Raw genomic sequence first — 14,615 nt, 5'->3', positions numbered from 1 at the left:
TTTTAATCAGGGCTATTCCTGAAATGAGCTTATCGCTAGATAACGCTGAAGCAGAGACTCTCACCATGGCTTTTAATCAACACCTGGCTTTAAGTATTTTCAAAAGCGTTGCTCAGCAGCAAAGCTTTAGCCGCGCAGCGGTTGAACTAGGCCTATCGGCGTCGGCCGTGAGTCAGGCCATTCGGCAAATGGAAACAGAATTAGGCACGCGGCTGGTCAACCGAACCACTCGCTCGGTCAGCTTGACCGAAGCGGGGGCATTGCTGTTGGCACAGATTGCCCCTTTGTTGACGGATATGGCCGAGGTTTTAGACAGTGCGAAAGTGCGCCCACAAAGCCTAAAAGGCGTGCTGAAGCTGTCTATGCCTTACGTTGTGTGGCAAGGCGTGGTGTGTCCGATGCTGGCTGATTTTGGCCAAGCCTATCCTGATATTGAGCCATTTATTGAACTGGCCGATGGCCTGGTTGACATTGCCGGCAGTGGCTTTGATGCTGGCATTCGCTTACAGCAACAGCTGTACCCCAATATGCTGGCGCTGGCGTTGCCGCTGAATTTTCAGTCGCTGTTAGTGGCCAGCCCTGATTATCTCAGCCGCTATGGTCGGCCTGAGCGGCCAGAACAACTGGCGCAACATCGCTGTATCGGCTATCGTAGTGATGCTCAAGACGTGGTGCTGTCGTGGCGGCTCAAGGCCGTGTCTGGGCCGTTCACCCATCAATTTAGTCCCAGATCACTGTTGTTAAATGATGAGCGTAGCTTAGTCGAAGCGGCGAAGTTAGGCTTAGGCATTGCCCAGGTTTACCGCTTAGGCGTCGCTGATGCTTTGGCTATGGGCCAATTGCGCCCAATTTTACCGGATTGGCTCAGCCCTAGCCATCGCTTTAGCCTGTATTATCCTAACCGCCAATATTTATCTACCCGCCTTCAAGTGTTCATCAGCATGCTGAAACAGCAGGTGACGCGTATGGCACAGAGTCAGGACGATGATGAATCGCAGCAATCCTAAAAACCTAGTTGATTTAGAAACCTTTGTGCAAGTCGTCGACAGCGGTGGGTTTTCAGCCGCGGCGCGGGTGTTAAACCTCAGCGCCAGCACCGTCAGCAAACAGGTTAAACGACTCGAAGCTGCTTTGGGTACCGATTTGTTTACCCGCAGTACACGCCACATCTACGTGACCGAAAAAGGTCGGCAGATCTATGCTTCGGTGCGGCTAGCCTTGAGCCAGCTAGATGAGGCCTATGCTGTGGCCGAAGCTGGCCAAGTGCAGATGTCGGGGCCGATCGCCATCAGCAGCCCTTCGGTGTTTAACCAAGCTTTTTTAATCGGGGCGATGCAGGCGTTTAAAACCCTGCACCCGCAGGTGAGCTTTTATCTGAACAATTCCAGCCGTTTAGTGGACATGTACGCCGACGGCATCGACATCGCGATTCGCATCGGCCATTTATCCGATTCTCAGCTGGTGTTGCGTAAAATATTTGATGCCCACCGGGTACTGGTGTGCGCCCCAAACTATGTAGACGCTGCTTCAGGTCGGCGGGCGCCGGTTAATCTTGAGGAGCTACAGGCCTTACCGGCGTTGATGTTCGCTTATCCTGGCCACGACAGTGGTCAGTGGGCGCTGGAGCATGATGGCGGCGAGGGCGGTACGCAGGTTGTTAGCATGAATAAAGCCATGGGTGCCGATGATGGACACATCTTATTGCAGTGGGCGCTGGCCGGTCACGGTGTGGCATTATTGGAGCCGTGGGTGGTGGCGGACGACTTAGCCGCTGGACGTTTGCAGCGTTTGCTGCCCAATTGGATTGGGCCTGCGCGCCCCGTGCAGGTGGTGCGTACTCAAAAGCATGCGGTCTTGGGGCGAGTCGCCCAGTTCACTGAGTTTTTGGTTGATTATTGCCGAGCGCGGCACAGCCAGATTTATGACTATTCGTCACAAGTATTGTGATTATTTGCGACTAGTAAGGCAGGGTTGAGCAGATTAGCATGGCGGTTCTTTATCGATCATAGGAATTGCGATGCCTTTAGCCTTACTAGCCTTAGCCATTTGTGCCTTTGCCATTGGCACTACCGAGTTTGTGGCCACCGGCCTATTGCCCGATTTTGTGCAAGACTTTCAGATTTCCATCCCCCAGGCGGGCTACATCACTATGGGTTATGCCCTAGGTGTGGTGGTCAGTGCGCCCATTTTTACCTTATTACTCTTACGCTTTAACCGTAAAAAAGTCCTGATTTTTTTACTGTTGCTGTTCATCGGTGGCAGCCTGCTGTCGGCGCTGGCGGCTGGTTTTAATCAGCTGATGCTGGGGCGCATCGTGTCGTCGCTGTGCCACGGTGCCTTCTTTGGCATTGGCTCTGTTGTGGCCACACGTTTAGTGGCGCCCAATAAGCAGGCCAGTGCCATTGCGCTGATGTTTTCCGGGCTGACCTTGGCCAATGTGGTGGGCGTGCCCTTAGGCACTTTATTTGGGCAAAGCTTGGGCTGGCGCTCGGCCTTTTGGGCCATTGCAGTCTTGGGCCTAGTGGGCTTGATTGGCTTATGGCGACTGGTTCCAGCACAAGAGGTTGAGCGCGTGTCGGTTAAAGGCGAGCTGGGCGAATTTAGAAAACCACGACTGTGGCTGGCGTTGATGGTGACGGCGGCAGGCTTCAGCGGTTTGTTTGCCATGTTTGCCTATATTGCTCCCTTGGTTGTCGAAATAGCCGGCTTTGCGCCGAGCAGCTTGGCTTGGGTTTTGGCGCTCTTCGGTGTGGGCTTGGTGGTGGGTAACTTGGTCTCGGGGCGTTTGGCGGATCGCTATTTAAAACAGACCTTGTTGGGTATGCTGGCTCTTTTGATGCTGCTGTTATTGTTGTTGACGCTGAGCGTGCACAGCCCAGGCTGGCTATTGCTGAACGTGTTTTTATTGGGCGCCATTGGTTTTGGGACGGTGCCGCCGCTGCAATTGTATTTAATGGCCCAGGCAGAGGGCGCGCCCACGCTGGCGTCGGCGGCTAATATCTCAGCGTTTAATTTGGGTGCGGCGGCTGGCGTTTGGCTGGGAGGTGAGGCGATTGCTCAAGGTTGGGGCCTGTTGTCGCCCAGCTGGGTGGGCGCTGGCATGACCGGCGTGGGTTTGTTGCTGGCGCTGTACGCCTGCGCTCGCTCGGTTAAACAGGCTGAGCCAGCTTGATGACGGCAGCCACGTTGCGTGCGGTTTGGCGCACATTGGCGGCGGCATTGGCGAGGGCGGCGTCTAGGGTTGATGGCTCATGCACGGCGCTGAACACCGCATCGATACCGTGCTGGTGGACTAAGTAGGCGTCATCGCCGTAGCCACCTGCAATGGCGATGACGGGCTTGCCATATTGTTTGGCTAAGGTGGCCACGCCCATCGGTGTTTTGCCAAAAATAGTCTGGCCGTCGATGCGGCCTTCGCCAGTGATCACCCAGTCGGCCTCGGCCACGTGTTGCGCTAAGCCCACTGCCTCGGCAATTAATTCATGGCCGGGGCGTAGCCGGCCTTTTAAAAAAGCCATTAACGCGGCGCCCATGCCGCCGGCAGCGCCAGTGCCGGCTAAATCGGCTACGGCAAGGTTTAAAGTGTGCTGAATTTTGTGGGCGTAATGGTTTAAGGCCTGATCGAGTAAGGCAACGTCGGCGGCGGTCGCGCCTTTTTGCGGCCCAAAAATCACCGCCGCGCCGTTGGGCCCGACTAAGGGATTGGTCACGTCGCAGGCAATGTCGATCTGGCAGTCGGCCAGCCGCGGGTCTAAGCCTTGCACATCAATGGTTTCTAAGCGCGCCAATGCGGCGCCTCCAGGGCCTAAGCTTTGGCCATCTTGGGCCAAAAACCGAACCCCTAAAGCCTGCAATAATCCCATGCCGCCATCGGTAGTGGCGCTGCCACCAATGCACAACAGCAATCGACGCGCCCCACGATCAAGCGCCGCCAAGATGGCCTCGCCCATGCCTTGGCTGCTGCTGGTTAAGGGTTGTCGTTCTGAGGGTGACACTAGCTGTAGGCCACTACAGGCGGCCATCTCAATAATGGCCGTGGCGCCATCAGGGCTGAGGCCGTAGTGGGCAACGATGGGGCGTCCTAGAGGATCGTGTACTGTTACGGGCAGTAGTTGTCCGCCAAGGGCGGTGGTGATGGTGGCGGCAGAGCCTTCGCCGCCATCGGCCATGGGAATGTTAATCAGCTTGGCCGATGGCAGGACATCGGTAAAACCAGCGGCTATGGCTTGAGCGACCTCAACGGCACTGAGGCTTTCTTTATAGGCATCGGGGGCGATGACGATGTTCATAGGGGTTGAGCCTTTGTCTTGAAAGGGCCGATACAGTCGGTGTGGGATAGATAGGCTGTTGTGTTCAGCATTTTGTGCGGGCAGGTTTAGGCGCCAGCCACTTTGTTTTGAGTATAGAGGCTAAGCCTGTGGGCGACAAGGGGCGGCCTAGAATCTAAAAAGGCCACGCTTTGGGCGTGGCCTTTAAGGCGGGTGTTGACGCATTAGGCTTCAAACGTGCCTTTAACAATGGCTTTGCCGTTGGCCACCATTTGACGGCCTTTGGCGAATACGGTTTGAATCTTGAGGTTTGCATCCAACACCAATAAATCAGCGTCTAGGCCAGGCTTAAGGCGGCCTTTATGCGGCAGCTGTAATAAATCAGCCACGGAACTGGTGAAGGGGCGTAAGGCCTCTGATAACGGCATGTGCTCTTGGTTGACGAGGTCACGCAGCGACTTCATCAAGCTGTCAAAGCCAGCGACCGATAGGCCGACTAAGCGGCCTTCGGCGTCAAACTTGGGCATGCTGCCATTGCCATCGGAGCTAATGGTGAGCTTGGCCATGGCCACGCCAGCGGCCAAGGCTTGGCTAATGGCATGGCTGGGTTTGACGGCGTTGCGCGCGCCGATATCAGGGTCGATGCCGCTGGTGATGTCGATGCTGCCGCCTTTTAGGGCAAAGGCAATGGCGTCGTCAAACAACGGTTGGTTGCGGTTCACGTGGGTGGGCAGGAGTTTGCTAATGGGCACATCCGAGGCATCCAGAAGCGCATACAGCGGCGTAAAGGTTTGGCTGCTGCTGCCCAAATGTAAGACCGTGATGCCGGCCTTATTGCCCAAAAGTCCGCCTACGCGCGCTTGCGTGCTGAGTCGGGCCAGTTCGGCGGGGCTTGGAGCCGATGAGCGATGGTCGGATACCGCCGTTTTGACGCCAATGATGGGGTCGATGAAGGCCACGTCTTGTTCGATGTGGCCGGTGATGGTGGGGCTGGGTACGGCGTAGGCACCGGTAAACATATAAGCGCTGATGCCCTCATGGTTTAAGGCATTCACCTTAGCCAACAGTGAGGCGGGATGGCGGGTGATGCCATCGGTGCCTAAAAGGCCAACGGCGGTGGTGATGCCGGCCTCGACCAGCGCCGATAGATTGGCCTCTGGTGTACGGGTGTGTGGGCCGGCTTCACCGCCGCCACCGATTAAATGAATGTGCTGATCAATGAAGCCTGGGCACAAGGTTTGACCACTTAAGTCGATGATGGTGCAGTTGGGCAAGCTAGCGGCGTCGATACTGGGTTCAATGGCCACAATCTGCTGCTGACACAGCAAAACGTCTTGAATGCCTAAGGCTTCAGGCGCGAATACAGTGGCGCCTCGCAGTAAGGTGAAGCGTAAAGAGAGAGAGGGAATGGCGTTCATGGCTGGCTTTTTCTGTGTGTGGGCTTAGGCCCAGTGGTCTTCAATTTGGGCACGGGTTTCGGCCACGCCTATGGCCCAGAGCTCATGCATGAGGGCGTCGTCTTTGTAATAATCGCCGCCATAATTGCCGTCGCCAACATAGTCGCGCACGCCTTGGGCGCTGAGCTGGCGCATGTGCTCAAGGTTAATCATGGGTTTTTGGGCGTCAGGCAATGCCACATTGGCGATGCGTGTCCAAGGAAAGTTTTCCATCCATGAGGCATGCGAGGCGACAGGATCAATGGCTTTGACTTTGGCCATGGTTTGCGGCGCCGCCCACCAGTTGTGTAGTTTGACCCGCGCGTCGGGATGGGTGTTCAGCCAGGTTTGTAGCTCGTTCAGTACGGGGCTGTTGCCGCCGTGGCCGTTGACCAATAAAATGCGCCGAAACCCCGCTTGGTAAACGCTGTCAAGGATGTCGGTAATTAAAGCAAAATAGGTGCTGCTGCGTAGTGAAATGGTGCCAGGATAAGCTGTGAAATAGGGCGCTAGGCCATAGGGTACAACCGGCAATACGGGCACATTGAGTGGTTCGGCGGCATCGGCGGCGACTTTTTCCGCCAAAATGGTGTCGGTCATGAGGCTTAGGTAGGCGTGCTGTTCGGTACTGCCGATGGGCAATACGATGCGGTCGTCGGTGTGCAGATGGTCGGCCACCTGCATCCAGCATTTGACGGCCTTTGGCGAATACGGTTTGAATCTTGAGGTTTGCATCCAACACCAATAAATCAGCGTCTAGGCCAGGCTTAAGGCGGCCTTTATGCGGCAGCTGTAATAAATCAGCCACGGAACTGGTGAAGGGGCGTAAGGCCTCTGATAACGGCATGTGCTCTTGGTTGACGAGGTCACGCAGCGACTTCATCAAGCTGTCAAAGCCAGCGACCGATAGGCCGACTAAGCGGCCTTCGGCGTCAAACTTGGGCATGCTGCCATTGCCATCGGAGCTAATGGTGAGCTTGGCCATGGCCACGCCAGCGGCCAAGGCTTGGCTAATGGCATGGCTGGGTTTGACGGCGTTGCGCGCGCCGATATCAGGGTCGATGCCGCTGGTGATGTCGATGCTGCCGCCTTTTAGGGCAAAGGCAATGGCGTCGTCAAACAACGGTTGGTTGCGGTTCACGTGGGTGGGCAGGAGTTTGCTAATGGGCACATCCGAGGCATCCAGAAGCGCATACAGCGGCGTAAAGGTTTGGCTGCTGCTGCCCAAATGTAAGACCGTGATGCCGGCCTTATTGCCCAAAAGTCCGCCTACGCGCGCTTGCGTGCTGAGTCGGGCCAGTTCGGCGGGGCTTGGAGCCGATGAGCGATGGTCGGATACCGCCGTTTTGACGCCAATGATGGGGTCGATGAAGGCCACGTCTTGTTCGATGTGGCCGGTGATGGTGGGGCTGGGTACGGCGTAGGCACCGGTAAACATATAAGCGCTGATGCCCTCATGGTTTAAGGCATTCACCTTAGCCAACAGTGAGGCGGGATGGCGGGTGATGCCATCGGTGCCTAAAAGGCCAACGGCGGTGGTGATGCCGGCCTCGACCAGCGCCGATAGATTGGCCTCTGGTGTACGGGTGTGTGGGCCGGCTTCACCGCCGCCACCGATTAAATGAATGTGCTGATCAATGAAGCCTGGGCACAAGGTTTGACCACTTAAGTCGATGATGGTGCAGTTGGGCAAGCTAGCGGCGTCGATACTGGGTTCAATGGCCACAATCTGCTGCTGACACAGCAAAACGTCTTGAATGCCTAAGGCTTCAGGCGCGAATACAGTGGCGCCTCGCAGTAAGGTGAAGCGTAAAGAGAGAGAGGGAATGGCGTTCATGGCTGGCTTTTTCTGTGTGTGGGCTTAGGCCCAGTGGTCTTCAATTTGGGCACGGGTTTCGGCCACGCCTATGGCCCAGAGCTCATGCATGAGGGCGTCGTCTTTGTAATAATCGCCGCCATAATTGCCGTCGCCAACATAGTCGCGCACGCCTTGGGCGCTGAGCTGGCGCATGTGCTCAAGGTTAATCATGGGTTTTTGGGCGTCAGGCAATGCCACATTGGCGATGCGTGTCCAAGGAAAGTTTTCCATCCATGAGGCATGCGAGGCGACAGGATCAATGGCTTTGACTTTGGCCATGGTTTGCGGCGCCGCCCACCAGTTGTGTAGTTTGACCCGCGCGTCGGGATGGGTGTTCAGCCAGGTTTGTAGCTCGTTCAGTACGGGGCTGTTGCCGCCGTGGCCGTTGACCAATAAAATGCGCCGAAACCCCGCTTGGTAAACGCTGTCAAGGATGTCGGTAATTAAAGCAAAATAGGTGCTGCTGCGTAGTGAAATGGTGCCAGGATAAGCTGTGAAATAGGGCGCTAGGCCATAGGGTACAACCGGCAATACGGGCACATTGAGTGGTTCGGCGGCATCGGCGGCGACTTTTTCCGCCAAAATGGTGTCGGTCATGAGGCTTAGGTAGGCGTGCTGTTCGGTACTGCCGATGGGCAATACGATGCGGTCGTCGGTGTGCAGATGGTCGGCCACCTGCATCCAGTTCATTTCTTTAATTAACATGGTTTGTAGTCCTTGCGCCCTTCGCCGTATTCAGGCGGCGAAGGGCGGTGGTGTGGTTATGTGTTCGAGCTGAAATGACGAGCCAAGACGCTTGGGTCTACTTTTTTGGTGTAGCGGCTGACCAGCATGGCGACGATCATGCCAAAGCCCCAGGCTGGGATCAGCGGATCGAGATGCAAAGCAAACGACTGGCTCAACCAGCCTAATTTGACGGCTACATAGTAACATTCACCCAAGATCACGCCGGTCAAGACGCCGGCTGTGGTGGCTTTACGCCAATACATGCCCAGAATCACGGCAATGACCCAAATGCCCAAGCCACCAAAGGAAAACCGCACGATTTCAAAAATACTGGCGGGCTTCATGATCCCAATGACGATGCTGATGATGCCGATGAGCACGGTGACCACTTGGGAGAGACGGAACACAGTTTTGTCGCTGGCGGCCGGATTAATCAGCTTTTGGTAAATGTCGCGGGAGACGCCGCCGGTGGCCACCACCATGAGGGCCGATACGGTCGACATCCCAGCCGACACAATGCCGGCAATCATCACCGAAGCCAAGATCGGGTTTAGCGACTGCTGTAGCATGATGGGCACAATGAAATCGGCGTCTTTGCCCTGTAGACCAATGACGGATACGAAGGCATTGACGCCAGACCATTCGATCATGGTGGCTGAAATCAACATGCCCAAGGTGCCTAAAATCACGCTTTTAAACAGTACTGAGTAGTTTTTCATGGAAAAAAACTTGGTGAATAAGGTGGGCTGGCCGATGGTGAAAAAGCTCCACATCAAAATCATCGACACATACACGCCAAACCCGTATTCACCTTTAGCACCTGGATGGGTTAAGTGATCGGGGCTGGTTTGCACCAATTGGCTGGTGATGGCTTCTAGGCCACCGCCTGCACGTACCGACATCACAAATGTCACCACGGCGGTTAACACCATGAGGCTACCCTGTAACACGTCGGTCAGCATGGCGCCGCGCATACCGCCATACATACAGTAGACCATCACCACCGCACCAGTAATGACTACGCCAGTCCATTCTGGGTAGCCGGTAAAGGTTTTGACGATGACGCCGGCGCCGACTAGCTGGGCGCCTGAGAGGGCGATCAAAAACAGGACCATCACCACGGCGTGGATGACGCGCATGGTATCCGACTGATAGCGATCGGCCAAATAGTCGGTCATGGTGAGGAAATTGTTGTGCTGGCGTAGCTGCATCAGTTTGCGGCCGACGAGGAGGGCGGGGATCAGCATGGAAAATGCCACCCCAGGAATGGTGATGCTCATGCCGGCAAAGCCATTATTGTAGGCGATGGCGGGCACGCCCATAAAGGTACTCATGCTGTATTGAGTGGCAAAATAGGCGATGCCGGATACGACGGCGCCAGCCTTGCCGCCCATCACCAAAAAGTCTTTCATGTTTTTGGTTTGGCGTGCGGCCACATAGCCGATGGCGGCGATGATGACAAAATAAATCAATAAGGTGATGATGAACGGCCCAGGCGTGGGCGTCAGAAACTGCTCAACGTTAGCGTTCATGATGTGGGCCCTCGCTACGATGGTCCTCATGACCTAGTTCAAAGTCTTGATATTCGGGTCGTTTCAAGCATTGGCGCGCATAGACTGCGGTCAAGATTAAAACCACCACCCCATGTGCTAACCAGCCAAAGACAAACAGCGGTACGCCCCAGAAACTAGGGATGTACGCTTCGCTGTAATACCAAGGCAGCGGCAGCATAATGAGCGCGTATAAAACCAAAAACACAATAAGCCAGTTTCGTTCGAAATGACTTTTAGGCTGAGTGACCATCGTCGATTCTCCAGGGAGCCGTGCTTTTTTTAAAGCATTTTTTATATTTTTATAGGTATTGTTGTGTGTGTTGGGTGCGTCTTCTTGATGTCTTACTTGTCTTATAAGGTGTCAGTCTCCTTTCAGGGTTGGTCAGTCGGTAAGTATAGGTATGGCAGTACCGATTCGGTTTGTTGGGCTAAGCGCTCGGCCGATTGCTTAACCTGTAAGGCTACGGCGGCACATAAGCCTTCAATTAAAGCAATTAAAGCGGCGCTGGATGCGTATAAAACCGGCTGCTCGGCCGAAGCAAACAGACACACGTCGGTTTGGCCAGCTAGTGGCGCGGTAGGGGTATCGGAAATACCCACTACATAGGCTTGTTGCGCCTTAGCCAAGTGCACCATTTCCAAAATGCTTTTTGAGTAGCGTGGCAGAGAAATGGCGATCATGACGTCGTTGGCGCCGAGCATGCTGATTTTACGAATCGCGCGCTCCGGGCCGCCTAAATTGTTTAATTCTTGTACTTTAGGGCCTAAAAAAGGCTCCAATATTTCAGTCATAAAGGTCGCGTGTAAGGCGCTGACCCCCATGCCAATAATAAAAATTCGTTCTGCGTTTAACAGGTGCTCAATGATGGGCTGTACAGATTTTTGGGCCAGCCACTCCTTGCTTTGGGCAATATTGCTGGCGAGGGCGTCAAAAGAAGCCTGTACGACTTCATCTTCTGCATGGTTTTGTAAAGCACCCATGCGCAGTTTTTCAGCAGGTTCAAATACTTTTTCAAAGACCGCCCTGAGTTCAGCGCGAAACAGCGGGTAGCCGTTGAATCCACATTCATGGGCAAATCGATTAACGGTTGCGACGGAAACGTCGGCAGCCTTGGCCAACTCTTCAATGCTCATGCTGGATACGGCAAAAGGCTTGCTGAGAATAAATTCAGCCAATTGCGTAAACGCGCGCGAGTAAGTCGGTAGGGCTTCAGTAATGTGCTTGATCAAATTCGTGTTCACGGGTTCCATCGTTGCACCTTATGCCTGATGAGTGATTAAAAGCATCCTAGCATGCATTGCAAAGTTATGTAAATAAATTTCCAAAAAAAGTAATTATTTTACAAAAAGCGTGGCTTAATTGAGACTGTTTTATTTTGTTTATTGTTTACAATGGCTTGATTTGTTTTCTGGGTTTTCATTCAAGAGCTGTTTATGTTTACGGTTTATTTTCATGGGATTGTTTTGACCGAACGGCATATGCTATTCGGTCGGATCGTGCTTAATTTTGGCCATGATGCCGTTGTGGACGCATCAGCCACAGCGACAGTAATGCCGCAGCGAGGGCCAGTAGGGCCGCGAGGTTCAGATTAGCGCTTAAGCCTTTGACGTCCATGATGCGCCCGCCAGCAAAGGCGCCAACGGCAATGGCCAGATAAAAAGCGCTGATGTAAAGCGCGGTTACTGCTTCGATGGCCTGTGGCGCGGCGCGCATCATCCAGCTCATTAAGCCAATGGACACCCCGCCATAGGCTGCGCCCCACAATAATAAAATCAGCATGGCGCGGGTGAGGCTGGTTATGGGTAGGTGATTAAGCCCGAAGAGTGCCAGGCTAATGCTGCTGGCTAAGACAAAGAGCAGCATGGCGATTTTGGTCGAATTGAAGTAGCCAATGAGTAGGTTACTGAACATGCCGATGGCGCCATAGGCAAGAAGAACTAGGCTTAACCATTGTGGTTGTAAGCTTAGGAGGGTGAGGGAAATGGGGCGAATATAGGTAAAAGCCATGAAGTGGCCGCCTACCAGCAAGAATGTCAGTAGCAATCCTAATAGTACGTTTGGGCGCTGCATTAGGTGGCGATAGGCGCTGAAGGATACCTGAGTGGTGACCGGTAATTTGGGCAGGCAGCGGATATTGAGCCACAGCACCATGAGGCTAAGGCCAGCCATGACGATAAAGGCGCTGCGCCAGCCGAACAGGTCGCCAATACCCGTACCAAGGGGGACGCCCAAGACTGATGCAGCCGCGACGCCGCCCACTATGATGGCAGTGGCAAAGCCAATTTTCTGAGGCTGCACCAATTGGGCAGCCACGCCGCCGGCGATGCTCCAAATGCCGCCAATGGCGAAGCCAACGAATACGCGCGCCGTGAGCATAAAAGCCATATTGGGTGCTAATGCGGTGGCGAGGTTGGCGGCCACGAGGAGGATCAATAGGCCACACAGTAAATGTTTACGATCTAGTGTTCCGGCCGCCAGCAGGCTAATGGGTGCGAACAGGCCGCCTAAAATAGCCGGGGCGGAGACGCTTAAGCCTGCGTAGCCTGTGCTGACGTTTAGCTCGCTGGCGATGGCGCTTAATAGGCCGATGGGCAGCATTTCTGATGTGATGACGGTAAAAGTAGCCATCGCCATGGCCAAAACAGCCGACCATTGATTGCGGTGCTGGTGTGCATGAGGGTGAGACATGACAAAGTCCATAGAGAGTGAAATAAGCCGCTAGTTTAACTAGATGGGAATATGATATAAATGGGCTATTTGTAGCAATATTGGGGACAATTTGTGTCTAATAAAAGCCTACCCTTGATTGATCACGTCAGTGATTTGTGGGTATTTGTACGGGTTGTGGAAACCCAAAATTTTACCCGAGCGGCTGAGCTGCTTGGTTTATCACGCTCAGCCATCGGCAAGAGTATTGTGCGCTTGGAATCGCGCTTGCAGACGCGGTTATTGCATCGCACCACCCGTCAGGTCAGCGTCAGTGATGAAGGTGCGGTGTTTTATCAGCATGCGCTACGCATTTTGGCCGAAGTGGCAGATGCGGAAGCGGTGCTATTGCAGCGACAGCTCAGCCCAAATGGCCGACTGCGTCTGGCCGTGCCCGCCACATTTGGTCGTTTGCAGGTGCTGCCGATTGTGACTGCTTATCTGGCTAAATACCCTGAGGTCAGCGTAGAGGTGATTTTTGCGGATCGCTATCACGACCTCATCGGTGAAGGCATTGATGTGGCCGTTCGCATTGGCGGCGAAGTCGACAGCGGTTTACGGCAGCGGGTATTGGCGCCCCATCGCTTGGTAACCTGTGCGTCGCCCGCGTATTTGGCCCAGTATGGGGCGCCGCAAACGCCGGCCGATCTGGCCCAGCATGAGGCGATTGTGTACATGCATTCGGGTCGGGCCGTGGCTTGGCGGTTTGATCAAGCTGGGTCAGATGCGACGGTGGCGGTACAGGGGCGTTTGCGCTTGGACAGCGTTGAGGCGATGCAGGCGGCGGCAGAATCAGGCTTGGGCGTGATCCAGGCTGGCGCCTACCTAGTGGCAGGGGCCGTACAGGCGGGCCATTTGGTGCCGATCCTGGAGGGGCATGCGGCCATAGGCGCACCGGTGTGCGCCGTTTATCCGAGCCGCCATCACTTAACGCCCAAGGTGCGCTGCTTCATCGACATGCTGGTGACGGCTTGGCAGCCTCAGCCACCGTGGTTGATGGCGCCCATGCGTGCACAGAAGTCAGAGGCTTAATCATATTCAGTACGAAACGGAGACGGTCGTCTGATGGGCGCTGCTGGTTTGACGCTTGGGGCCGCAGGGGCGGCAACGGGCACAATGGGTGCAGGGCACACCAAAGCGTAGAGGCTGTCTTCTTCTGCCGTTAACGGTAGGTAGTCTGCGTTTGCTTGAGGACGGTATTCTAAGAGTAATGACGTGGGCTCATAAGTGGCCGTGATGGCGCGATGGTTGGAGCGCATGCTGCGCGCCTGACAATTGATGGAGCGATCAAACACTAAGGTGAACTGGTCTAGCCCGTAAGGCTCAGTGGCTTGAGCAAACTGAGGATCGTCTTTAGGCATGTGGTAGACAATATTGAAGTCGTGAATGTGGGGTGCGTCAACGTGCTGCTTGATTGAGGCTTGATCAAGGAATTTATCTGGGTAATTGACCAGAGGGATTAATTGGGCAGCATGGCTGACGCTGGGCACGGCCTGGTTGAGCTGAGCCAGACTCAGCTGGGTGTCGGCCGTTAACGGTGCCGTGGATTGGCACAGCAGCTGCGCGTAGCGTTGCGCCTCAGCCTCACTGGAGATGGCTTCAAAACTAGGGTTGCTGTGGCGGTCGTATTCAATTAATTGGTCTAATTCAAACGGCTGGTAGGGGCGGCCGTTGGGGTCGCGCCTAGGGGTTTGGAAATGGCCATAGGCGATGCCGTTGCTTTCTTCACGTACGGTGATGTCGCTACAGTTGATGGTTGCGTGGTTAAAAAAGCTTTTCGGCTCAGCGCCAAAAAATGCGTTTAACTCCACGGCGTCTTCTTGGCTGTCAGGGACGGGGGTGTTTAACACCATGTTAAATTCAACCCAGCGTTCTCCTGCTGGCGCGTTTGGGCTAAGCGTGAATGAGGCCGTATCCACAAATAGGGATTTCCCCTCAATCACTGGGGCCCAGTTAGGTGCTTGCGCCCAGGCGGTGCTGGCGAAGAATGTGCTGACGGCGACTAGGGCAAGGTGACAGCGAGTGAGGCGAAAAGCAGGTGTGTGCATGGGTCATCCAACTGTGATT

13 protein-coding genes and 1 pseudogene are annotated in these 14,615 nt (G+C 54.7%); 4 read left to right on the top strand and 10 right to left on the bottom strand.

What is annotated here, in order from left to right:
- Positions 1-65: 65 nt before the first annotated feature.
- The 3 genes from AB8Q18_07405 to AB8Q18_07395 all read left to right on the top strand — a co-directional run bounded on the left by AB8Q18_07405 (position 66) and on the right by AB8Q18_07395 (position 3,172).
- Positions 66-1,007: a LysR family transcriptional regulator gene (locus tag AB8Q18_07405; GenBank protein ID XDZ50030.1), complete on the top strand. Its 942-nt coding sequence runs from the start codon at positions 66-68 to the stop codon at positions 1,005-1,007.
- Positions 985-1,947: a LysR family transcriptional regulator gene (locus AB8Q18_07400; protein ID XDZ50029.1), complete on the top strand. Its 963-nt coding sequence runs from the start codon at positions 985-987 to the stop codon at positions 1,945-1,947. The genes AB8Q18_07405 and AB8Q18_07400 overlap by 23 nt, the downstream gene beginning before the upstream one ends.
- Positions 1,948-2,017: 70 nt before the next feature.
- Positions 2,018-3,172 carry an MFS transporter gene (locus tag AB8Q18_07395; GenBank protein XDZ50028.1) on the top strand — a complete coding sequence of 385 codons (1,155 nt, stop codon included), beginning with the start codon at positions 2,018-2,020 and terminating at the stop codon, positions 3,170-3,172.
- Here AB8Q18_07395 and AB8Q18_07390 read toward each other — a convergent pair.
- The 9 genes and pseudogenes from AB8Q18_07390 to AB8Q18_07350 form a co-directional block, all read right to left on the bottom strand.
- The gene (locus AB8Q18_07390; protein ID XDZ50027.1) at positions 3,150-4,289 is read right to left on the bottom strand and encodes a glycerate kinase; all 1,140 of its coding nucleotides are present in this window, start codon (positions 4,287-4,289) and stop codon (positions 3,150-3,152) included. The genes AB8Q18_07395 and AB8Q18_07390 overlap by 23 nt on opposite strands.
- 203 nt (positions 4,290-4,492) lie before the next feature.
- The gene (gene iadA, locus AB8Q18_07385) at positions 4,493-5,686 is read right to left on the bottom strand and encodes a beta-aspartyl-peptidase (GenBank protein XDZ50026.1); all 1,194 of its coding nucleotides are present in this window, start codon (positions 5,684-5,686) and stop codon (positions 4,493-4,495) included.
- Positions 5,687-5,710: 24 nt separating this feature from the next.
- Positions 5,711-6,388, bottom strand: a complete 678-nt coding sequence (locus AB8Q18_07380) for a creatininase family protein (GenBank protein ID XDZ52876.1) — start codon at positions 6,386-6,388, stop codon at positions 5,711-5,713.
- Positions 6,389-6,440: 52 nt separating this feature from the next.
- Positions 6,441-7,541: pseudogene (gene iadA, locus AB8Q18_07375) on the bottom strand (beta-aspartyl-peptidase).
- A gap of 24 nt (positions 7,542-7,565) precedes the next feature.
- The gene (locus AB8Q18_07370) at positions 7,566-8,267 is read right to left on the bottom strand and encodes a creatininase family protein (GenBank protein ID XDZ52875.1); all 702 of its coding nucleotides are present in this window, start codon (positions 8,265-8,267) and stop codon (positions 7,566-7,568) included.
- Positions 8,268-8,323: 56 nt separating this feature from the next.
- Positions 8,324-9,820, bottom strand: coding sequence for a sodium/solute symporter (locus tag AB8Q18_07365; GenBank protein ID XDZ52874.1), 1,497 nt, complete (start codon positions 9,818-9,820; stop codon positions 8,324-8,326).
- Positions 9,810-10,091: a hypothetical protein gene (locus AB8Q18_07360; protein ID XDZ52873.1), complete on the bottom strand. Its 282-nt coding sequence runs from the start codon at positions 10,089-10,091 to the stop codon at positions 9,810-9,812. The genes AB8Q18_07365 and AB8Q18_07360 overlap by 11 nt, the downstream gene beginning before the upstream one ends.
- 122 nt (positions 10,092-10,213) lie before the next feature.
- Complete coding sequence (locus AB8Q18_07355) at positions 10,214-11,092, bottom strand: MurR/RpiR family transcriptional regulator (protein ID XDZ52872.1); 879 nt, start codon at positions 11,090-11,092, stop codon at positions 10,214-10,216.
- A gap of 250 nt (positions 11,093-11,342) precedes the next feature.
- Positions 11,343-12,530 carry an MFS transporter gene (locus AB8Q18_07350; protein XDZ52871.1) on the bottom strand — a complete coding sequence of 396 codons (1,188 nt, stop codon included), beginning with the start codon at positions 12,528-12,530 and terminating at the stop codon, positions 11,343-11,345.
- 93 nt (positions 12,531-12,623) lie between these two features.
- Between AB8Q18_07350 and AB8Q18_07345 the strand changes: the two genes are divergently transcribed.
- Positions 12,624-13,580 (top strand): LysR family transcriptional regulator, encoded by a 957-nt coding sequence (locus AB8Q18_07345; GenBank protein XDZ52870.1) that lies wholly within the window; start codon positions 12,624-12,626, stop codon positions 13,578-13,580.
- On the opposite strand, the gene AB8Q18_07340 is transcribed toward AB8Q18_07345, so the two are convergent.
- Positions 13,577-14,596: a hypothetical protein gene (locus AB8Q18_07340; GenBank protein ID XDZ52869.1), complete on the bottom strand. Its 1,020-nt coding sequence runs from the start codon at positions 14,594-14,596 to the stop codon at positions 13,577-13,579. The two genes, AB8Q18_07345 and AB8Q18_07340, sit on opposite strands and share 4 nt — an antisense overlap.
- Positions 14,597-14,615: the final 19 nt, after the last annotated feature.

This window comes from Neisseriaceae bacterium CLB008 (genome assembly GCA_041228285.1).
Lineage (GTDB): Bacteria > Pseudomonadota > Gammaproteobacteria > Burkholderiales > Neisseriaceae > JAGNPU01.
Note: the sequence above shows the minus strand (reverse complement) of the source record. Positions and strands in the feature narration are given on the sequence as shown.